The organism is Acidocella facilis ATCC 35904 (genome assembly GCF_000687875.1).
Taxonomy (GTDB): Bacteria; Pseudomonadota; Alphaproteobacteria; order Acetobacterales; family Acetobacteraceae; genus Acidocella; species Acidocella facilis.
This window is the reverse complement of sequence record NZ_JHYG01000022.1, coordinates 1-20767: the sequence shown is the minus strand read 5'-3', so window position 1 is coordinate 20767 and position 20767 is coordinate 1. Positions and strand designations below refer to the sequence as shown.

The window sequence follows — 20767 nt, the reverse complement described above, 5'->3', positions numbered from 1 at the left end:
CGCTAGGCCCGAGGGAGACGCTACCAAACGGGCTCAGACCAGGAAGAATTTCAAGTTGCGGCGCTCTGGCACCTTAGCGGCTCAGTATGAAAGCCAAGGACGCACCCCCGAGGAAGCCGAACAAATGGCGAATGCCGACACGGCGCAGGAAATGAAGGACCTGGATGCTACCCACGCCCTGGACAGCATTGCTGGCGGCGGGGAGGATGATCCAATGGGTATGGGCAATAAGTCGATCAACCGTTCGATCGGCTCTCAATGGAAAACGCGCGTACAGGCGCTGAAGGACGCGGTGAAGAAGGCATTGCAGCGTGGCGACGAGAAGATGAATATCAGGCTGGAACCCTGCGAGGACTGACACGACCATGACGAAACTCAATGCAAACTTCGCATATTGCATCAAAAAATTCGGCCCCCCCGCCGGTGGAGAGCCGGTGCCCATCGAGGTGCGGGAAGCCTACCGTGGGAGGGTTCCTGAATCCCTTCTGGATTTCTGGGAGGAGTACGGTGCCGGACTCTGGCTCGACGGCCGCTTCCAGCTCGTTCGGCCTGATCGCTACCAGAGCCTCGTCGATATGATCCTCACGGGCGATCCGGACTTTCCGGCCGAAGCTTCAGTACTGATCGGCTACAGCGCATTCGGGACACTGCTTATCTGGAACAACAGGAATTACTTCCTGGATATCGATTTGGTGAGTAAAATCGCCGACACGCAGCACGTCGATCCTACTCATCCAATCCTTCCACCCGATCGAGCGCTTCCTTCCATTCTGGGGCACGTTGATTCTGACGCGTACGACTTTTCTGAGCATGAGACGGCAAAGCCTCTCTTCACCCGTGCGCTGAAAAAATGCGGGAAGCTCTCCTACGGCGAATGCTACGGATTCTTTCCGGCGGTTGGGCTGGGCGGCCTCGGCGTACTGGACGAGGTACGTAAGGTTCGCGCCGCGGAGCACTTCGCCATCATCGCCCAGCTCGAACCGATCGAGCTGCGCTACATGGATACGCACAATCCCAAGGTCACCGTCCTGCGTCAGTTGGGCGCCGGCTGAGAGAAAGGGGCGGCCGCACCGGCACAGCGCCAATCGTTGGAAACCATTGAAAGTATCGAGGAGGCGCAACACCACGCCACAAAATGGCTCTGGACTTATAACAACGAGCGCCCCAACATGGGCATCGGTGGGATCACGCCCGCTCAGAAACTGAAACTCGCCGCGTGAATTCTACGAACAGGCCCCGTTAAAAACGAGGGGATTACCCATGTGCTAGGCATTTAGAACGCATAAAGCCTCCCGAAGGAGGCTTTATGTATTTGGTTTAACTATGATTTCTGGTTGCGGGGGCACGATTTGAACGTGCGGCCTTCAGGTTATGAGCCTGACGTAGAACGAAGTAATCGTTTGAAAAATAAGAAAAATTTTCATAATGTTGTGTTCATGTGATAATATATGTGATAGATTTGGTGAAGTCGTTACGGTAAATCGTGTAAACTGTGCTAGCCGCACTCATCGAGGAAATGGTATCGGCATGCTTGCCCCCTGAACGACCGCCCAAGGCCGGAACTGGTGCTCATACCAACCAATCCTCGCATCTCAACCCCTGAACCCGTTGGAACTCGCCCAAATTACCCGTGACAACAACCAAGCCCCGGCTGCGGGCATGGCCGGCGATCATAAGGTCATACGGCCCGATCACGCAGCCCCGCATCTCAAGTTCAGCCCTTATTTCGGCGGTGTGCGCCGCCGCATCACTGTCAAACGGCAGAACTGTCAGTCGCCCGGAAAAATGCTCCACATCGCGGCGAATGCGGGGCGGGTCGTTTGATCGCTCGGCCCCGTACAGCAATTCGTAGAGCACTACATCGGAGAGGCAAAGTGCCTCGGCATTCGCATTGAACCGCGCCCGCAAGCCCTGCGGCCGGTCGCGCAGCACACGGATGCAAAGATTAGTGTCCAGCAGGTAACGCAGCATCAGAAGCGCTCACGCTCCTGCATTGTCGGCTGCTCGCGCCCGTTCAGGTCAATCCCCGGCGCGTCAAAAAAATCATCCCAGGCGGCTCCCGCTGGAGCAATGATCCGGCGCGGGCCGTCAGGGACTATGACCACCTCGCGCACCTCATCAGCAAAAGCCACGGCCTTGGGCAGACGCACAGCTTGCGAGCGGTTGGAGAGGAACAGGGATGTGCGCGCCAGCATGAACAATCTCCAAAGTATATCCTTCATGGATATACCTCTATTCCAACTTCAATTCAACAATATTCATGGGCGTGAATGCTCAGCGCGCTTGGCGTCAGACCTTCAATCTCGCGGCAGCAGGAGTGATGCCCGAACTTACGCCGTCGCGGCAATCCCCGGGGCATATTCAAATCGCTGACCCGCCGCTTCGCCCGCCGCGAACGCATCGCTAAGAACCCGCTTGCCGCGGCCGAGTGCACGGGAGCTGAGGCTAAGGCCCAGTCTCTCCATCTCCTCCTCCACCATCGCCGCCTTGGCCGGCACCAGATCACGGCCCGAGCCACCGCGCATGGTGGCCTCGCGCGTGGCGCGGATAGCATGGAGCTTGCCGGAAATGCCCCGCGCCAAGCCGGTCTGGAACGAGTTTGTCGCGGTTCGCCGTTCACCGGCCATCTCGAAATAAATATCGCTGGCGCGGAACGCGTTGGTCTCGGTCTCAAACGCACGCTCAACCATCTCGTAGAGATACCGCGCCGCCGTCACATCACCACGTAGGCCGAAGAAGATATAGCGTAACGGCGCAGCCTCGGCGCGCTCCGCCCAGACGCGGCAGGCAAAAAAATTCGCAATTGCCGGGATGCATTCATCAATCGGCGCAATGCGGCGGCGGTTGGTCTGGATACCGATGCCCTCGCAAGGCTGTGCCCTAAATTCCAGTTCACCGAGTGACAACCCATAGCGGTCCAATAACTCGGCCACCTTTTCCGCCGCTGCCAGCGCTTCATGTTCCGTGCAACCTTGCGCCACAGTTTTGGCGCGCAACGCCTGGATGCGCTGCACCAGCCGTTCCAACTCGGGGTCTTCCGCCACGCGCCCACCTGTCAGTTTTGCCCGCAACGTCTCAAAAAGCGTGCGCACCCGCTGCGGCCAGCCTTGTTTGGCAACGGCATCGGCAAGCCCGGAGGCAACCAAAGCCAGGGTAAGCCCGCCAACGCCATGGCGCTCGCGATGCTGCGCCACCTCCAACTGCACCAAAAGCAAACGCTCGATGGCCGCGGCAACATCATCCCTGCCGCCATCGCGGGACTGCACGGCGGCGGCCAATGTATCGAGTATATTCGCCAGATTGGCCGTTTCCCGCGTGCGCTGAAGCAAATTCGCGTCCGGTGCCCGCGCGCCCAAGGCCAGCCACGCCATGGCGAGGTCTTCCAACTCGCTTTGCCCTTCTTCAAACAGTCCCGCGCCGCCAGCCTCGCCCATCGGCCGGTTCAGGCCCGGGACATCCAGCGTGCCATGGCGGACCACATGGGCATAGACCGCCTCCGCCCAGCGCACATTGGCACTGGCAGCCGGGGTGCGGGCCGCCGGATGGCCGGCCGCCACCGCCAGGGCAGCAGCATCGAGCGGCGTTGCCGCACCCGCCAGGCAACCAACCCCGCCGGGCAGCGTCACCACGCGGCCGAACAGGGTCATACCGTCCAGCAAGGGCAAAAGCTCCGCATCTGCCAGGCGCAACACCTCACCCGAGACAACATCCCGCACGCTGATCCCGGCACCGTCAGCGCCTTGCTCCAGACGCAGCAAGCAGTATCGCGCACGGCAAAGTGCCGCCACCGCCTCCCTCTCCGCCGCCGGCGCACTGGCGCGGCTCCTGGCAAGACGGTCAAATGCGGTACTTCCGCTTGCCGAAGGCTGCGAGAGCAACAAATCGGACGAAAGCAGCACGGCATCCGCCATCATGGCGAGCATCCGCTCCTCGGACATATCCTGCACATCCCGCTCGCGCTGGGGCAACCATTTGCGGATAATGCCATCGCCACGCTCGCGCGCCACAAATTTCGCCGCCGCCTCAATCAGGCCGTCAATCAGGTGACAAACCTCCTCGGAGGACGATGTGGCGGTAGCGACACGCGGCATTGGCAACTCCTCTGTTGACCGCTTTTGTATAGCAAGCAGACCGCGAGTCGCACATGAGCCGCCCGGGACCAAACGCCAACCTGACGCTTGGCCAGGTTGGCCTGGCTTGGAGCGATACCGTGGAAACACGTGACCGGTTGGTACTGGATATTTTGTAAACTTTGTGCTACACAAATATGCTCAATAGTCGCGCAAAGACATCAAAATGCCAACGCCACACCACCCCCCCGCCGCTGTACGCCGCACCCTGCGCAAGCTGGGATTGGATATCCGTGACGCCCGCCGCCGCCGCCGACTGCCCATGGCTGTCGTCGCCGAGCGCGCTTTCACGTCCCGTTCCACCCTGCAACGGGTCGAAGCTGGGGATGCCAATGTCGGTATCGGCATCTATGCCGCCGTCCTGCAGGCGCTCGGCCTGCTCGACGACCTCGGAAATATCGCCGATATTGGCCGCGATACTGTCGGGCAAGCACTCTCGAGTGCCGAGCTGCCCAGGCGGGTTCGCATCAAGCGTGCCCCGGAACCAACAAATCATGCCTGACATAGAAGTTCATATCGACCTCAAAGGGCGCTTACACCAAGTTGGTTTGGTCCGAAGCAACACGGCACGGGGCACCGAGACCGTGGTTTTTGAATATACTCCCGAATGGCTCGCCAACCCTGACCGCTTCTCAATCGAGCCGGCACTTGCCCTAACCCGCGGCACATTCGCCCCTCTGGCCGGCCAAGCGATCTTCGGGTCAATCGGTGACTCCGCGCCCGACACCTGGGGCCGGCGTCTCATGCAACGCGCTGAACGCCGTCAGGCCAATCGCGAGGGTCGGGCCATCCGCACCCTCTCCGAGAGCAACTACCTTCTTGGGGTGGCGGATGAGACGCGCCTCGGCGCTCTGCGGTTCCGCTGGATGGGTAACCCTGTGTTTCAGGCACCAACCACAGCAGGCGTGCCCGCACTGATCGAACTCGGCCGTCTCCTCCAAGTCTCTGAACGAATTCTACGCGATGAAGAAACCGATGAGGATCTCCAACTCATCTTCGCCCCCGGCTCTTCCCTCGGAGGCGCGCGACCAAAGGCATCCGTCATCGATCAGCATGGACACCTCTCCATCGCGAAGTTTCCCAAGGAGACCGATGACTACAGTATGGAGACCTGGGAGGAGATCGCGCTGCGCCTCGCCGCGCGCTGCGGCATCACGACCCCTCGCCATGAGCTTCTCCAGGTCGCCGGGAAAGCCGTGCTGCTATCGCGGCGCTTCGATCGCGCTGGGGCTGTCCGAATTCCCTTCCTCTCCGCCATGGCGATAACCGGATCGAAGGACGGCGACCGTGGCAGCTATCCAGAAATTGTTGACGCGCTCACCCAACATGGGGCGCAAGCAAAAATCGACGCGCACTCTCTCTACCGGCGCGTCACCTTCAACGTGCTAATCTCGAATGTCGATGATCATTTACGCAACCACGGGTTCCTGTGGCTCGGCAAAGCGGGCTGGTCGCTCTCCCCGGCCTACGATCTCAACCCGGTCCCGACGGATCTCAAGGCTCGCGTCCTAACGACGAACATCGACCTCAACGAGGGCACTTGCTCGATCGATCTCCTTGAAGAGGCGGCGGAATATTTTGGCCTTGGATTGGCGGCAGCGCGCTCGATCATCAAGGAAGTCGCGACGGTAACGGCGACCTGGCGGGAGACCGCGCGGAAGGCTGGTGCCAAGTCCTCCGAAATCACCCGTATGGCCAGCGCTTTCGAGCATGACGATCTCAAACGCGCACTCGCGCTATGACACATCCAGAAAATATACACAGCTTTTATTGGTCAGCCCCTTCAGGATTCCTTGATCCGAAAAACCTCCCCTGTCCCCGTGTCCCGGACAAGATCAACGCGAACGCCATCCCAGTGATAATCGAGGCGCCGCCCTTGCACAGGCGGCGTGGCCAAATCTGGATAAAATAACCCCACGCAAACGCCGTCAGGGTCGCGCAGGCTGGGGTAGATCACTCCGTCAGAACCACCGTCCCGCAACGCAGCCGCCAGCTGTTGCGCCATAGCGTAATCGTCTGGGTCCAGAGCCGGCGCGAATGCAACAATCCCACCCCGCAGGTCGTGGAGTGACGCGCCGATATCCAGCACAAGCTCCCTAAATTGCGATGTCCAACCAGGTGGCTGGCTGGTCTGCGCCATGAAGCGGCCATGGTGGTGAATGGTCTCAAGCACAGCCGTCTCATAGGCACGCGCGACATAAAATACCCCATAGCGGCCAGCGCTGAATCGGCTCGGCCGCTCAGGGCTGACATGGGTAAAGGGGGCCATCAGATAGCTCGCCCCCGGCCCGGAAACGCGCCGCGCCGGCGGCACCAGATCAAGCGCCCCGATTGTCTCCATAAGCCGTGGATCGGACTTTTGCTCCGCAGCAATCAGCAGCGGCCAGTCTTCTGGATCAGCAATGTCCTCGAACAGATCGACTGGCGGATACAGGCTGCGGATGATCCGCCTGGCACCAACCCAATGAACCAGCGAGACAGGTACGATCGACGGATCGATCACCAGCCGCCGCGCTCGGCATCCAAATAGTTCCGCACGCGCATGAGGTCGGTTAACTCACCGTGAAGCATGACGTCCATCGCCGAGGCGCCACCAAAAGCCGCATTGGCGGCCTTAATCCAAGCATAACCCCGCGTCGGCTCCCTGAAAATGATCCTCAAGGCTTTATGTATCCCCATGAGGTTGGAGAGCCTTGCCTTGCCTTGCCTTGCCTTGCCTTGCCGTCACGACCGATCCGGCCGACCTCCCCGGACTTCCATCGGGCGAATGTCCGGCGCGGCAGATCAAGGATAACCGCGGCCTGGTCGTCCGTCACACCCCATAGGCGAAACAGGTTGAGGGCCGCACGAAACATGGCGCCCGCCTCTTCATCAGTGATCGGGTCAGACGAAAAAGGCTTTGGCTCGACGGTGATCTGGCTAAGGACAGACATATCTATCTCCTGTCATATGGCCCATATATAAAAAATGACGCCATATGGCAACCATTCCATCCGCGCGGCTACTATCGCAAGAGCAGCCTCCCCGAGTGAGGATTGGCGAGGATTTGCCCCCCTCGTTTCTGTGCACGAACGGCAAGCGCGACCGAAGTGACCAAAAGACCGAAAGGTATGCTTCCCGGTTGCTCAAAAGAGCTACTTCGTCCAAAATGGCGCAACGAGAAATCGCCGGGATTGATACATGAAAACCATGTCAGCGCGCGAGGCAAAAAACGGCTTTGGCCTTATGATCGACACAGCACGCGCAGAGCCCGTGCGGATCGAGAAGCATGGGCGCGGCGTGGTCATGGTGATCTCGGTGGAGGAATACGAGCGACTGACGGTTGGCCAGACCACCATGGGAAAGACCACCGAACGCGGTTCGGAGGTTACCAGGAAGTGACAAACGAAGCCTTCGCCCGGATCAAGATCGACCAGCTTCTGAAAGACACCGACTGGCGTCTGACCGATGGCATCAGCGTGCGCTACGAGTATCCCCTCGATGACGGTGGGCGGGCCGATTACGCGCTGTTCGACCGCCAGGGCCGCGCACTCGCCGTGCTGGAGGCCAAGAGCACGAGCGTCAGTCTCAGCGCGGGTGAGGCGCAAGGCCGACGCTATGCCGACCTGCTCGATGTGCCGTTTATCTTCCTGTCGAACGGCGAAGAAATCTGGTTCTGCGACAAGGGCCAGGACGCCCATTTCCGCAAGATCGAGACCGTTTTCAGCCAGGATGATCTCGCGCGCCAGAAAGCCGCTCGCGATATCCGCCGCAACCCGCTCGACATTCCGATCGACAGTCGCATAGCCGGCGGCGGTGGCCGTCTGCACCAGAGCGCGTGCATCGAAACGGTATGCCGAGAGATCGTCAACGGACGGCGCAAGATGCTCGTCGAGATGGCGACCGGGACCGGCAAGACACGCACGGCGGCGGCCTTGCTGAAGCGCTTGTTCGAAGCAAACTGGGCGACGCGTGCGTTGTTCGTGGTTGATCGCAACACACTCGCGATACAGGCGGAGGACGCATTCGCAGAGCATTTGCCGCATCTGCCTTGCTACCGCGTCCCGCGAACCGGCCGCCGCTTCCAGGACGAAAAGCGCGTCACCATCGTCACGTTGCAAACGCTGGTGAACGAGTATGAAAAATACTCCTCCGGCTATTTCGACCTGATCGTCATCGACGAGTGCCACCGCAGCATTTACGGCCAATGGCGGCGCGCGCTCGACCATTTTGACGGCATCAAGGTGGGCCTCACCGCAACACCCTGCGTCATGCAGGACGCGCCGGATGTGGACGACGAAGACCGCGCCGCGATACGCGACACGCTACGGTTCTTCGAGGTCAGCCGCCCGACCTACAGCTACAGCATGGCCGAGTCGATCGCGGACGGGCACCTGGTCCCGTACGAGATTTACCGCGCCATGACCGCGCGCACGGCCGCGACGGATGGCTTTTCGGTCGCACGCAGCGACATCGATTGGGCAGCCCTCGATGCGCCGACCCGCGCGGAGTTGGAACGCCTCTTCGCCGACCGAGACCCGATCATCGTCGATCCATCGGCCTTGGAGCGGAAGTTCACCATCCCAGAGCGCAACCGCGCCATGGTGCGTGAATTCCGCGAGGTTCTGGAGAACGGCTACACCGGCCCGAACGGCATCCGCCGCGCACCCGATTGGGGCAAGACCATCGTCTTCGCCGTCACCAAACGCCACGCGGAAACGCTGGCGCGCATGTTCGACGACGTGTTCGCCGACAAGAAACCCAGCCCCACCACACGCTATGCCGATTTCGTCGTCTCCGGCATGGGACCGGACGACAGCGTGGACGGCCCGGCCAAAATCAAGCGCTTCAAAAAGGAGGAATTCCCGCAAATCCTGGTCAGCGTAAACATGCTCGACACCGGCTTCGACTGCCCGGAGGTGCGCAACCTGGTGATGGCGCGCTTCACCCATAGCTCGATCCTCTACCAGCAGATGCGCGGGCGCGGCACGCGTCTGGCACCGGGCAAGGACCGCTTCACCATGTGGGATTTTACCGGTGTCACGCTCCGCCATGGCGACGATGAGACGCCCGGCGAGGGCGGCGTTGTTGTCGTGCGTGAAGGCAAGCCGCCGGCCGGCCCTTCAAGGCGGCTGCTAATGCTCGATGTGCATGACGAAATCGATCCTACAACCCGCGAATGGGTGACGGTGGACGAGACCGGTCACGCCTTCATGGATGTTGAGGAAGCCGCCGCCGAGGCGTTGGGGGCCGCATTCGAGACCTGGCTCAACAGACCGGGGCTGGCCGGGCATATGTTCAACGCCGATCAGCTTCGGCTGCTCTATCTGGTCAAGGAACAAATCCTCGCTAACGCGGCCGACCTCTCTTTGTTTGACAGCTGGCGCTTCGACAGGCCACCGCTCTCCATGAATGGCGGCTTCGAGCGCGCCCGCGCCGTTTTTGGCGGCGAGGCCGAGCTTGAGCGGATGCTCGGCAGTATGAACAACGCTGTGTTCGGCATATCCTCCGCCGGCGCGCCGGATTCGGAACCGGCCCAACCAGCTAAACCCCTGAACTAAAGGCTACCAATGCCCTTCACGCCCGACATGCGCCGCAACGTGGACCAGATCCGCGACTATCTCTATGGCGGCGGCTACCCGGACCCGTTATCCAACGCCGAGCAGCTCAGCTTCCTGTTCTTCTTCTACATGATCGAGGGCATCGACGCTGCCAATCTGCGCCAGGCCAAAGCGACCAAGCGGAAATATGACTCCCTCTACGCGGGTGAATGGACGCTGAAAAATCCGCTGAATGCTCCTAAGGAGAAGGTTAAAACGGTGCCGCGTGAGCGGATGCGCTGGTCATCCTGGGCGAATGCCCTCTCTGGCCAGCAGCTTGTTACCTGGGTGCGTGATGAGGTGTTCCCCTTTTTCGCCGGCATTGGTGACGCCTTTGGCATGAGCTTCATGGCCCAGGCGCGCCTCACCGTGGATGAGCCGACCGTGCTTACCCAGGTGGTCTCGCTGGTGAACAAGCTGCGCCTTGAAGATGCCGACCCAGACAGCAAGGGCGATTTGTTCGAGCATGTGCTGCGCCAGATCAAGCAGGCGGGCGAGCTTGGCCAGTTCCGTACGCCGCGCCACATCATCCGCGCGATCGTGGACCTCGTTGACCCTAAAATTGGCGAGACCGTGTATGACCCCGCCGCCGGCACGGCCGGGTTTTTGGTCGCCGCCTATGAGCATATCCGCCTGGCCAATTCCTCCGCCAAGGGCACGAATGTGGCCGAGCTGGAGGGCAAAAAATTCGAGCGCGGCTTTGGCGACAAGCTCAACCAGACCCAGTGGCACAAACTGCAAACCGAGACGTTTTACGGCAACGATGTTGACCCCAAAATGGTCAGCCTCGCCAGCATGAACCTCGCTTTGCGCGGCCTGCCGGATGTCCGTATCCTCAAGCGCAATGTGCTGACCACCAGTTTTGACCGGCAGATGAAAGCCGATCTCGGGCTCCCGCTCGACGGTTATGATGTGGTGCTGGCCAACCCGCCCTTTTCCGGGCGGCTGGACCGGGACCGCATTGTCGATGACGTCAAAGTCGGCACCAGCACGGCGACGGAATTGCTGTTTATCAAATACATGATCGATAATTTGCGCCCCGGCGGGCGTTGCGGGGTGATTGTGCCCGAAGGTGTGCTGTTCGGCTCCACCGGCGCACACAAGGAACTGCGCCGTATTTTGCTCCAGAACAACACCGTCCAGGCCGTGCTCTCGCTGCCCGGCGGCGTGTTCCAGCCCTATTCGGGGGTAAAAACCTCCGTGCTGGTCTTCGCCAAGGGCGGGCGGAGCAAAAATGTGATGTTCCTGCATGCCAGCAATGACGGTTTCAAGCTGGATGCCAACCACGAGCAGCCGATCGAAGCCGACGACCTGCCCGGCCTGATCGCCGCCTTCAACAGCCGGGAAAAAATGTTTTCCAGCTGGCAAAACCGCGATGCGGAAAAGCCCTGGACGGAAAACTGGTGGTTCGCGGACGCGGCCACCATCGAGCGGGAGGACTGGAACTTGTCCGCCTCGCGCTATCGCCCCGAAAGCCGCGAGGCGGCGATCCATCGCGACCCGCGCGAATTGCTGGAGGAATTGCAGGAGGATGTCGAGGCGATCCTCGGCGATATTCAGGCGCTGGCGGCGGAGTTGCGGGGGGAGGCGGCGTGAGTTCTTGGCCGCAAGTCGATCTGGAGGAGATTTCAGACATTTCTGCGGGCAATCCTGCTCCGCAGGACGCCAATCACTTTTGCGTCGATGGTCATCCCTTCGTTCGGATGCAGGATGTCGGACGCAAGCATATTGATCCGGCCCTTGTCGAAACCGCGGATCGAGTTTCGCCGCTGGCCGTTCGCGAATGCGGGTTGCGTCTTTATCCGGTGGGAACGTTGCTGATTCCGAAAAGCGGCGCGTCGGTGAACCTGAATCACCGCGCGATGCTCGGCCAGGATGCTTACGTCGTGTCGCACCTCGCCACGATCATACCGGATCAGCGAAAGGTTCTGCCGTCATACCTTTTCCACTGGTCGCAGCGGTATGATCCCCGCTCTCAGGCTCAGGTTACGAGCCTTCCATCCCTACCTCTTTCGCTCATCAAGGCTGCCAAAGTCCCCCTGCCGCCGCTGGACGAGCAGCGGCGGATTGTGGGGCTGTTGGACCGGGCGGCGGAGATCAGGCGCCGCGCCGACGCCGCCCGTGGCCGCGCCCGCGCCATCATCCCCGCCCTCTTCCTCAACACCTTCGGCGACCCGGCCGAGGATTGGTCAGAAATTACCATCGACGATATTCTGGCAAAACAGGTCAATGCCATTCGCACCGGCCCTTTCGGCAGCCAACTCAAACACTCCGAGTTCACCGATGAAGGCGTTCCGGTTCTCGGCATCGACAACGTCGTTGACAATGAATTCAAATGGGCAAAGCCCCGGCATCTTCCGCGCGAAAAATATGAAGCTTTTAAGCGTTTCCGGGTCTTTCCCGGTGATGTGATCGTCACGATCATGGGGACTACAGGCCGTGTCGCTGTCGCACCGGATAACCTTCCGGAATGCATGAATACCAAGCATCTGTGCGCCTTCACGCTGGATCGCTCTCTGGCACATCCCCGGTTCGTTCAGGGCGCGCTGCTGTTCGATCCTGGCGTTCGTGCGCAGGCGCGAGGCAAGGCCAACGGCCAAATCATGGAAGGCTGGAACATGGGCATTGTCCGCTCCATTCGCCTGCGCCTCCCACCCCTCCCGCTCCAATCCGCGTTCGCCGAACAAGCCAGTCGCATCGAGTCCCTCGCGCGCCACCTCGACGCCGCCGCCGCCAAGGCCGAAGCCATGGCCGCCGGGCTTTCGGCGGAAATGTTCGGTTCCTCCGGCACATCTGTGTAGAAGAACCGGCAATGAAGCTCACCCTGACCCCGCAGCGTGGCTTGCTCTTTCGCATCACCCATGCCGATAACTTGCCGTGGCTATTGGCGAATGGTTTGCACGCGGCGAATGGCGGCAAAATAGACCCTAATTTCATCGCCATCGGGAATCCCGACCTCATCAGCAACCGCGCCCGCCGCCTTGTGCCGATTTCGCCCGGCGGCACGCTGGCGGACTATGTGCCGTTTTACTTCACACCAAAAACGCCGATGCTCCTGAACATCAAGAGCGGCTATAGCGGGATCACGCAACGTGAAAACGATGAAATCGTGATCTTGGTCTCCTCCTGCGAGGCAATGTTAAAAAACGGCGTCCCGATGCTGTTCACAGACCGCCATGCCTACACGGCAACCACGAAATGGAGTGCGAACCCTGATGACCTGGCCGAGATGATCGACTGGGATATTCTTTGTCGACATGACTTCGCCTGGGATGATAGCTATCCTGATAAAATGGAACGCTATCAAGCCGAGGCTCTGGCCTATCGCCACATACCACCTGCCGCATTGCTGGGCATTGGCTTCGCTGGTTCTGCTTGCAAAGTCAGGATTGAGGCGCAGGTTCACGCCGCGGGTTTGTTCGTGAAGGCCGTTCATCGGCCCGGCTGGTATTTCTGATGATCCGGTTCACGCAAGGCAATCTGCTTGAATCCGGCGCTGAGGCGCTGGTCAATACCGTCAATACGGTGGGCATCAGCGGCAAGGGCATTGCGCTGATGTTCAAAGACGCTTTTCCGCAGAATTTTCGTGCCTATCAGGCGGCCTGCAAGGCCGGGCAACTGGCGCCGGGCGGGCTGTTCATCACGGAACGCCACGACATGCTCGGGCCGCGTCTGATCATTAATTTTGCGACCAAGCAGCACTGGCGCCATCCATCCCAGCTTGCCTGGGTCGCCGCGGGACTAAAAACCCTGCGGTACGAGATCGAGGCGCGCGGCATTAAGTCCGTCGCCATTCCGCCGCTTGGGGCCGGCAATGGCGGGCTGAGTTGGACCAATGTTAAACCCCTCATCAAGGATGCGCTCGCTGGTCTGGATTGCGATATTTTAGTCTATGAACCGGCTGCCGCATACCAAAACGTCGTAAAACGCCACGGCGTTGAAAAGCTTACGCCGGCGCGCGCCTTGATGGTGGAGATGATCCGCCGCTACGCCATACTGGGCTTTGAATGTTCAGTGCTGGAGGCCCAAAAACTCGCATGGTTCTTGTGCCGGGCGACTGGCGTGCTCGGGTTGAACAATCCGATTGGCGACGACTTCGTGGCACATCGTTACGGCCCCTACTCCGATGCCGTGCGGCACCTGATGGACAGCTTGGATGGCAGCTACATTGCATGCGACACGCGCATCGCCGATGCCAGCCCCTTCGATACGCTCCGGCTCAACGAAGCACGGCGAGACCATGTCTGCGCCTATCTCACAGCCCCTGAAGCTGGCATTTTCCGTCCGGCGCTTGAATGGGCCTCGGCGATGATTGACGGCTTTCAATCGCCTTACGGCATGGAATTGCTATCCACCATTGACTGGCTAAACGCGCGCGAGGCGATTCCATTGGAACTGTCCGCGATGATGGCCGCTATTCCCAAATGGCCGGGCCCAGAAGGGGCCGGGGCAAGAAAAGCTAAAATTTTCCCGGAGCGGGATGTCGGTATCGCAATCGGCCACTTAAAAACGGTCTGCCTGCATCCAGTGGAGCCATAAAGGCGAATCCTGGGTAATGGCTCCGGTCAGGCCTTCGGACCCCGAAAAAATGTCAATCGAGCCGTTCATAACGCCCCATCGGCGTCAACCTGCGCCCGATGACGAGGAAATCATCCGTATCCGGTCCCGTCTTACGACGTTGAACGCGCCGAACTCGAAGCGGCGCTTGCGGAAATCGAGCGGCGGCGAGCCACGCCACCACCAGCTGCCCAGTATTCAGGCCAGGCCGCGAACAGTCCGACCGTGACCACGGCGTCGCCGACCGCCGACAAAGTGGCGCTCTTCCGTCGCCTCTTCGCCGGCCGATCCGACGTGTTTCCGCTCCGCTGGGACAACGCAAAGACGGGAAAGGCAGGCTATGCTCCCGCCTGCGCCAATGAATGGATCAGGGGCGTTTGTGGCAAGCCGCAAGTCAAATGCGGGGAGTGCCCCAATCAAGCCTTCATCCCCGTGTCGGACGAGATCATCGACAAGCATCTGCGGGGCGGCAATAGTTCGCGCGCCTTTGTCGCCGGCGTCTATCCGATGCTGCCGGATGAAACCTGCTGGTTTCTGGCCGCCGATTTCGACAAGGAAAGCTGGGCGGCCGACGCTGCGGCGATGTTTGAAACCTGCCGGGCGAGAGGCGTTCCCGCCGCCCTCGAACGCTCCCGATCCGGCAACGGCGCCCATGTCTGGATCTTCTTCTCAGAGCCTGTCCCCGCGCGCGCTGCCCGTCAGCTCGGTGCCGCGATCATGACGGAGACGATGGAGAGGCGGCCAGAAATCGGCTTCGCCTCCTATGACCGCTTCTTTCCAAGCCAAGACACCATGCCGGCCGGCGGCTTCGGCAATCTGATCGCCTTACCCTTGCAGCGTAGGGCGCGCGAGCATGGAAACAGCGTGTTCATCGACGAGACTCTCCGGCCCTACGATGATCAATGGGCGTTCCTGTCGTCGGCGCCGCGTCTGTCTGCCGACGCGGTCTTGGACCTTGTTGCCGACGCGGAGTCTCGGGGCCGGGTGTTGGGCGTGCGCATGCCGGTGGAGGATGAGGACGCCGACGAGCCGTGGCGCATGACGCCTTCCCGGCGGCGGGAGCCCGGACCGATCAATGCGCCCATGCCAAGCAAGGTCGGCGTCGTGATCGCCGATCAGGTCTACATTGATCGGACCGAACTGCCAGCGGCGATGACGGCGCGGCTGATGCGTCTGGCGGCGTTCCAAAACCCGGAGTTCTACCGCGCGCAATCCATGCGCTTCCCTACCTTCGACAAGCCCCGGATCATCTCCTGCGCCGAACTTCACCCGCGCCATGTGGGCTTGCCACGTGGGTGTCTCGACGAGGCCATCGAGTTGATCCGCGCCCATGGGGCCGAGGCGGTAGTGGAAGACCTGCGAATCTCCGGGGCGCCGCTGCCGGTCGAGCCCTGTTTCCAGGGCGCGCTATATGGCCCCCAGGTCAAGGCGTTCGACGCGCTCGCGCCGCATGATACCGGCGTGCTGGCAGCAACCACAGCCTTCGGCAAGACCGTCGTGGCCGCCGCGCTCATCGCCGAGCGGGCGCGCAATACGCTGATCCTTGTCCATCGCCGAGAGCTGCTCGCCCAATGGGTTGAGCGCCTCAAGACATTTCTTGATATCGATCCGAAGCTTATCGGGGTCATTGGCGGCGGCCGTCGCAAACCAACAGGCATCATCGATGTCGCGCTAATCCAGAGCCTCGTGCGCGGAGGTGAGGTGTCCGATCTGGTGGCCGATTACGGTCATCTGGTGTTTGACGAATGCCATCACCTCTCGGCGGCGAGCTTTGAGCTGGTGGCGAGGCGCGCTAAGGCGAAGTATGTCCTCGGCCTGTCCGCGACCGTCGCTCGCAAGGACGGGCACCATCCCATCATCTTTATGCAGTGCGGCCCAGTGAGACACCGCGTTGACGCTCGCGCACAAGCTGCCGAACGGGGCGTTACTCACCGTGCGAAACATAGGGCGACAAAATTCCAGTTGCCGCCGCCTTTGGCGGCCTCCGACCGCCCCGCCATGCCGGCAGTCTATGCCGCCCTCGCCCAGGACGAGCCGCGCAATGACTTGATTTTCGACGATGTGCTCAAAGCGTTGGAGGCAAAACGCTCGCCGCTCGTGCTGACCGAACGCAAGGACCATCTCGAATATCTGCAACGCCGCTTCTCGCGCTTTGTGGGCCATCTTGTAGTCCTTCGGGGCGGGATGTCGGCCGCTGAACGCAGAGCGTCCGAGGCGGCTTTGCATGTGCCCGATGATCAAGAACGCCTCATACTGGCGACCGGGCGCTATATCGGGGAAGGCTTCGACGATCCAAGACTCGACACGCTGTTTCTGACGATGCCCATTTCATGGAAGGGCACGCTGGCTCAATACGTTGGCCGGTTGCACCGGCAACATCATGGAAAGACGGAGGTTCTCGTTGTCGACTATGTCGATGAAACGGTGCCCATGTTGGCGCGCATGGCGGCGAAGCGGCGAACAGGGTATCGGATGCTCGGTTATACCCTGGAATGATACTCATCGCTCCTGGGGCAAAATCAGCCCCGTGAACGAGACCGTTCCGGCTTCCAACGATCTGCCGTTCATAGGTCTATGGCATAGACGGAGTGCTTCATCACTATCGGTCGCGGCCCGCCCCCTGCGCTGGGCGCCCTGCACTATCCCAATTTGGCCAGCCGTTCGATGAATCGCTCCTTCCGGGCGTGCCGGTCACGCATCTTTTCCACGCGGCGGATAAAATCCACTGACAAGCCCTTTTCCTCGGATATCGCCTTCAGGTCGCGGAGCAGGCCGGCGGCTTTATCATAACCGGCCGCGTTGCGGCGCTCGATCTCGGTCTCAATCTCCCTCCAGACGCTTTCGCCCCGCCGGACAATGGCATCGAGCCGAAGACGGCGAGACCGTTCGGCCTCCGCCTCCCGCATTCTCTGTTCAGCTGCCGCCTTCTCGGCCTGGGCCATTTTCCGGGCCTGCCTGATCGTATCGGCGCGGGCCCATAATTCGCCGACGGTACGCATCTGAACTGGCTGGCCCCAGGGGGCGGACTTGGCAAGCTGCGCCACCCGCGCGCGCAATTCGGTCATCACGCTCTGATCGCCCTGAAATAAACGTAACAGCAGGTGATTTTTTTCCTCATCGCGCATAGCTTCGACAATTGGCCTGACGGTATCGAGTGACGGTGGCGTTTCGGTTTGAAGACCAGCCGAACGTTCTGCCGCTGCCGCGACAAGGTCTGCATCAATACCGAAAAAATCGGCGAATGCTTCAAGAGCTCCAGTCATCGGCCCGATACCGGGCATTGGTTCCGGTTGGTCGGGCTGGAATATATCCGCCTCGACCGCGCTCAGCCAAAGCAGATAAAACAGCCTCAGATCGCCCCCGAGAACATCTGTACGTAACGGTGCAAGCGCGGCGAGCCAGCCCGCACCATCATCCCAGTCCGCGGACTCCACCTCTTCCACGCAGATATCCAGGATCAAATTCTTACCGACGCTACGCAATTTGGCTGTGTCGACCTTGCGCAAGCAGGCGGCGAGCAAAGGGCGATCAACCATACGGGCGGGCCACCGGATCATCAACCGGCGCGTCCCCCAATTAGCCAGATAAAGATGCAAGTCGAACCATTTCTCCATTAATTTGGCCGGATCGCCCTTGAAATCGCCCCATTCATATGAGTTCGTGAAGCTGGTAGACGTAATCCGCGCCCGGGTGGACAAGGCCCGCAGTTCCTCCCGGTCGGCAGCGCTGAGCGGATGGTCGATGGCTTGGAATTCGTAATACTGATATTCGCTCATGGGTGTGGCCGCTTAAAGTGGATCATGGGGATGCAGACACCATCTGTATCGAGGATTTGAAACCACTCAGCAATATATCAACGGAATCCGCATTGATCTTCATCGAACAGATTTTGGGCCGCGTAAGCTGGGAATGGATCGATGATCGTCCAAAGCATTGTGCTACCGCCCGTAGTCTCGCCGTGCCATCAGCAGCGGCAAACACGGTCACGCCACGCCCACGATACCACCGCTCCCGCATGCGCTAGCATTCCTTGGTCTGTCGTAGAAACGTAATCCGATACCACACCAGACCGACGAGATTAGAGATCAGGATTGAGCATAGGGATGAGGTTAGGATTGCACCCAGGATTGAGATTAGGAATCAGCATAGAGATGAGCACAGCTTTGGGCTGATGAACCAATTTTGGCTTTGTCAAGATTCCGATTCGGAAGTTGAAATTCCAGAAGCAAAAATGCCAAGGTGACGCTTTAGGTTTCACCAAGCTGGTTCATCGCATGGCCCTGAAGCGCACCCCTTCCGATGATGAGATCAAAGCCCTGGCCGCGAAGTTTCTTGCGCTATGGTCATCAGGCGATGTCATCCGCCCCTGGTTGCGCCTGTACGCCGAAATGCTGCTGGCGTTGGTGCAAAGCGGCTGGTCATGGGCAGCAATCGCGCGCGCCATGACACTGGCAGGCATCACCTACCGCACGGGCAAACCATGGACGGCGGATTGGCTGCAGAGCGAAGCCTACCGGGCACGCCTGCCATTGAAAGGCTATCGGCGCCGCAACCAGACAATGTCTTCGCAGAGTTTGGCGGCGCAAACACCGATGCCCTCCGCTCCGCCAGAATCTGCACAATTTATCGAGCCATATCCATCGGATGTTGCGGGCGAACCTGAATTTCAGCCCGCACGTTTTATCGATTGGGAGGTCAGACGCTCAGAAACTGACGCGCCACCTGCCGACAAGCCAGCCGCCCCCATCATCCGGCCGCCATCCCCCACTTACGACGAAGTCCTGGAGCGCCTGCTCGGCAAAAAGCCGCCGTCATGAGCAAGGCCGATCAACCTCTGTAAAAAGGAGCCCCACAATGCCTGAACAGAAAGACAACACGCCAGAATTGCTACGGTTTCCAAATCCAATCTCCGGCCGGTCGCCCTCTCCTGCCACCCCGGCATCAATATTCAATTTCGGGCAGGACGAAGATACCGGCCCGGAGATGGAATTGGTCAGCGCCGCCGGTCAGGCAATGGCTTCGCCCGGCCCCGCGCCCCTGACCGGCATGGATTTAAGCGGGCGGCACAAAATCATTTTCTGGGTCGGGCGTGGCAAAACCGGCAAAACCACCGGCATACGCTGGCTGGCGGAAAAAACCCTGCTGAACGGCACGCCTTTGCTAATGGCGGATCTGGACACCACGAATGACACCTTCTCCCGCTATATCGACAAGGTAGCCCGCCCGCCGGAAGCCATCGACCCCGCAATGTCCCTGAAATGGCTGGATCGATTACTGCAACACAGCCTGACCCAGAAAATGTCGGCGCTGATCGATCTTGGCGGCGGCGACACCACGTTGCGCCGCCTCGCCGTCGAGCTGCCCGACCTGGTCGCGCTGTTTGAGGCGCAGGGCTTCGCGGTCGTGCTGTTCCATACGGTCGGGCCACAGGAAGAGGATTTGTCGCCACTCGCCACCTTGCAAGGGTTGGGCTTCAAGCCAACCGCCTCCGCCATCATCCTGAACGAAGCCATGGTGGATGTCGGTGAGACACGCGACATGGCCTTTGCGCGCATTCTGCGCCACAGCGCTGTCCGTCGTGCCATCAATGAAGGTGCTGTGCCGGTGTTCATGCCAAGGCTCGTGGCGGCCCAGCCCGTGGAAATCCGCCGGCTGAAATTCAATGACGCCGTTGCGGGCAAGACCGGCAGAGCCGACACACCGCTCGGCCCGTTCGACCGCGCCCGTGTCAGGCTATGGCTGGATGCGATGGATGCCAATTTCGCGGGGGTCAGCTCATGGCTGCCGTAAATGAGCCCAAGGACGATCTCGACCTGCGCCGATACAGCGAGATACTCGGCCGCGATATCGCGCAGATGCAAGACGAGTTGGAGCGTGCCATCCAGGTCACCGGGCTTAAAAACGATCCCGTGCTGCCGCTCATCAAGGCTTTGTCCTCCTCCCTACGCCTGCAATGGCGCCTGCATAACCAGGCCGTGCGCTATTTCCACGATGCCAGCGACCGGCTCGACCGGGAATATCACGACACGATCAAGAAGACGGAACTGGCCATCAAGCAGGCCGAAGCTGTGCTCCAGACCAAACAGGCTGGTATCGTCGAACAGCTGACGCCCAAGCTCGCTGGTACGGTCAATTACGCCGTGCACCAGCACGCTAAAACCATAAAATATAAAACGATTGCCGCTTTGAACCGCTCCGGTTTTCCCGGAGGCTATTTGGTTTGAGTCACGCTGCCATGGACTGCTCTCGCAGCGCGGCGTAGTAGGGTTTCTCGGCTTCATCCGGCGACATGTAGCCTATGGGCTCCATGATCCGGCGATGGTTGAACCAGTCGACCCATTTCAGCGTGGCGTACTCGATCTCCTCAAAGGATCGCCAAGAGCCCCGCCTGTGGATGACCTCAGCCTTGTACAGGCCGTTGATCGTCTCGGCCAGGGCATTGTCGTAGCTGTCGCCGACGCTGCCGACGGAGGGTTCGATACCGGCATCGCGCAGGCGCTC

General features: G+C 60.4%; 22 protein-coding genes and 1 pseudogene. 15 read left to right on the top strand and 8 right to left on the bottom strand.

Going from position 1 to position 20767, the window contains the following annotated elements; genetic code table 11:
- The 3 genes and pseudogenes from T331_RS0115745 to T331_RS20085 form a co-directional block, all read left to right on the top strand.
- Window positions 1-358 (top strand): polymorphic toxin type 15 domain-containing protein (locus T331_RS0115745; RefSeq protein ID WP_026440727.1); only part of this gene is annotated, 358 nt, incomplete at its 5' end.
- Between the two features lie 7 nt (window positions 359-365).
- Window positions 366-1052 carry a GAD-like domain-containing protein gene (locus T331_RS0115740; RefSeq protein ID WP_026440726.1) on the top strand — a complete coding sequence of 229 codons (687 nt, stop codon included), beginning with the start codon at window positions 366-368 and terminating at the stop codon, window positions 1050-1052.
- A 48-nt stretch (window positions 1053-1100) separates the two neighbouring features.
- Window positions 1101-1220 (top strand): annotated as a pseudogene (locus T331_RS20085) (integrase core domain-containing protein); the annotation flags it as partial.
- A gap of 349 nt (window positions 1221-1569) precedes the next feature.
- On the opposite strand, the gene vapC reads toward T331_RS20085, so the two are convergent.
- The 3 genes from vapC to T331_RS20080 form a co-directional block, all read right to left on the bottom strand.
- Window positions 1570-1971 (bottom strand): tRNA(fMet)-specific endonuclease VapC, encoded by a 402-nt coding sequence (gene vapC, locus T331_RS0115735; protein WP_026440725.1) that lies wholly within the window; start codon window positions 1969-1971, stop codon window positions 1570-1572.
- A complete protein-coding gene (gene vapB / locus T331_RS0115730) occupies window positions 1971-2195 on the bottom strand; it encodes a type II toxin-antitoxin system VapB family antitoxin (protein ID WP_026440724.1) in 225 nt (74 codons plus the stop codon). Before vapB ends, vapC begins: the two co-directional genes overlap by 1 nt.
- Window positions 2196-2330: 135 nt before the next feature.
- Complete coding sequence (locus tag T331_RS20080) at window positions 2331-4163, bottom strand: DUF2786 domain-containing protein (protein WP_155992754.1); 1833 nt, start codon at window positions 4161-4163, stop codon at window positions 2331-2333.
- A 133-nt stretch (window positions 4164-4296) separates the two neighbouring features.
- Here T331_RS20080 and T331_RS19635 point away from each other — a divergent pair, with 133 nt between their 5' ends.
- Entirely contained in the window at window positions 4297-4632 is a 336-nt protein-coding gene (locus T331_RS19635) for a helix-turn-helix domain-containing protein (protein ID WP_081822296.1), read from the top strand.
- Window positions 4625-5872 carry a type II toxin-antitoxin system HipA family toxin gene (locus tag T331_RS0115715; protein ID WP_026440721.1) on the top strand — a complete coding sequence of 416 codons (1248 nt, stop codon included), beginning with the start codon at window positions 4625-4627 and terminating at the stop codon, window positions 5870-5872. Before T331_RS19635 ends, T331_RS0115715 begins: the two co-directional genes overlap by 8 nt.
- 41 nt (window positions 5873-5913) lie before the next feature.
- On the opposite strand, the gene T331_RS0115710 is transcribed toward T331_RS0115715, so the two are convergent.
- From T331_RS0115710 to T331_RS20490, 3 genes are read right to left on the bottom strand one after another with little or no spacing between them, the layout of a single operon-like run.
- Window positions 5914-6633, bottom strand: a complete 720-nt coding sequence (locus T331_RS0115710) for an RES family NAD+ phosphorylase (RefSeq protein ID WP_026440720.1) — start codon at window positions 6631-6633, stop codon at window positions 5914-5916.
- Entirely contained in the window at window positions 6630-6791 is a 162-nt protein-coding gene (locus tag T331_RS20495; RefSeq protein WP_244876986.1) for an MbcA/ParS/Xre antitoxin family protein, read from the bottom strand. The genes T331_RS0115710 and T331_RS20495 overlap by 4 nt, the downstream gene beginning before the upstream one ends.
- Window positions 6788-7063, bottom strand: coding sequence for an antitoxin Xre-like helix-turn-helix domain-containing protein (locus T331_RS20490; protein WP_244876985.1), 276 nt, complete (start codon window positions 7061-7063; stop codon window positions 6788-6790). Before T331_RS20490 ends, T331_RS20495 begins: the two co-directional genes overlap by 4 nt.
- Before the next feature lie 247 nt (window positions 7064-7310).
- Between T331_RS20490 and T331_RS0115700 the strand changes: the two genes are divergently transcribed.
- The 7 genes from T331_RS0115700 to T331_RS18675 all read left to right on the top strand — a co-directional run bounded on the left by T331_RS0115700 (window position 7311) and on the right by T331_RS18675 (window position 16762).
- Entirely contained in the window at window positions 7311-7511 is a 201-nt protein-coding gene (locus T331_RS0115700) for a type II toxin-antitoxin system Phd/YefM family antitoxin (protein WP_026440719.1), read from the top strand.
- Window positions 7508-9670, top strand: coding sequence for a DEAD/DEAH box helicase family protein (locus T331_RS0115695; RefSeq protein WP_026440718.1), 2163 nt, complete (start codon window positions 7508-7510; stop codon window positions 9668-9670). Before T331_RS0115700 ends, T331_RS0115695 begins: the two co-directional genes overlap by 4 nt.
- A 9-nt stretch (window positions 9671-9679) precedes the next feature.
- Window positions 9680-11305 (top strand): HsdM family class I SAM-dependent methyltransferase, encoded by a 1626-nt coding sequence (locus T331_RS0115690; protein ID WP_026440717.1) that lies wholly within the window; start codon window positions 9680-9682, stop codon window positions 11303-11305.
- The gene (locus tag T331_RS0115685) at window positions 11302-12510 is read left to right on the top strand and encodes a restriction endonuclease subunit S (RefSeq protein ID WP_162173917.1); all 1209 of its coding nucleotides are present in this window, start codon (window positions 11302-11304) and stop codon (window positions 12508-12510) included. Before T331_RS0115690 ends, T331_RS0115685 begins: the two co-directional genes overlap by 4 nt.
- Window positions 12511-12521: 11 nt before the next feature.
- The gene (darT, locus tag T331_RS0115680; protein ID WP_026440715.1) at window positions 12522-13166 is read left to right on the top strand and encodes a type II toxin-antitoxin system toxin DNA ADP-ribosyl transferase DarT; all 645 of its coding nucleotides are present in this window, start codon (window positions 12522-12524) and stop codon (window positions 13164-13166) included.
- Complete coding sequence (gene darG / locus T331_RS0115675) at window positions 13166-14248, top strand: type II toxin-antitoxin system antitoxin DNA ADP-ribosyl glycohydrolase DarG (protein WP_026440714.1); 1083 nt, start codon at window positions 13166-13168, stop codon at window positions 14246-14248. Before darT ends, darG begins: the two co-directional genes overlap by 1 nt.
- Before the next feature lie 243 nt (window positions 14249-14491).
- A complete protein-coding gene (locus T331_RS18675) occupies window positions 14492-16762 on the top strand; it encodes a TOTE conflict system archaeo-eukaryotic primase domain-containing protein (RefSeq protein ID WP_244876984.1) in 2271 nt (756 codons plus the stop codon).
- A 143-nt stretch (window positions 16763-16905) separates the two neighbouring features.
- Here T331_RS18675 and T331_RS0115665 read toward each other — a convergent pair whose 3' ends face one another.
- A complete protein-coding gene (locus T331_RS0115665; RefSeq protein ID WP_026440713.1) occupies window positions 16906-18042 on the bottom strand; it encodes a hypothetical protein in 1137 nt (378 codons plus the stop codon).
- Between the two features lie 435 nt (window positions 18043-18477).
- On the opposite strand from T331_RS0115665, the gene T331_RS0115660 reads away from it, so the two are divergent.
- Genes T331_RS0115660 through T331_RS0115650 form a run of 3 tightly spaced genes read left to right on the top strand, consistent with a single transcriptional unit; the run spans window position 18478 to window position 20490 of the window.
- A complete protein-coding gene (locus T331_RS0115660) occupies window positions 18478-19083 on the top strand; it encodes a hypothetical protein (RefSeq protein WP_026440712.1) in 606 nt (201 codons plus the stop codon).
- Window positions 19084-19120: 37 nt separating this feature from the next.
- Window positions 19121-20056 (top strand): P-loop NTPase family protein, encoded by a 936-nt coding sequence (locus T331_RS0115655; protein ID WP_155992753.1) that lies wholly within the window; start codon window positions 19121-19123, stop codon window positions 20054-20056.
- Window positions 20044-20490, top strand: coding sequence for a hypothetical protein (locus T331_RS0115650; RefSeq protein WP_026440710.1), 447 nt, complete (start codon window positions 20044-20046; stop codon window positions 20488-20490). Before T331_RS0115655 ends, T331_RS0115650 begins: the two co-directional genes overlap by 13 nt.
- Window position 20491: 1 nt before the next feature.
- On the opposite strand, the gene T331_RS0115645 is transcribed toward T331_RS0115650, so the two are convergent.
- Window positions 20492-20767 (bottom strand): integrase core domain-containing protein (locus tag T331_RS0115645; RefSeq protein ID WP_026440709.1); only part of this gene is annotated, 276 nt, incomplete at its 5' end.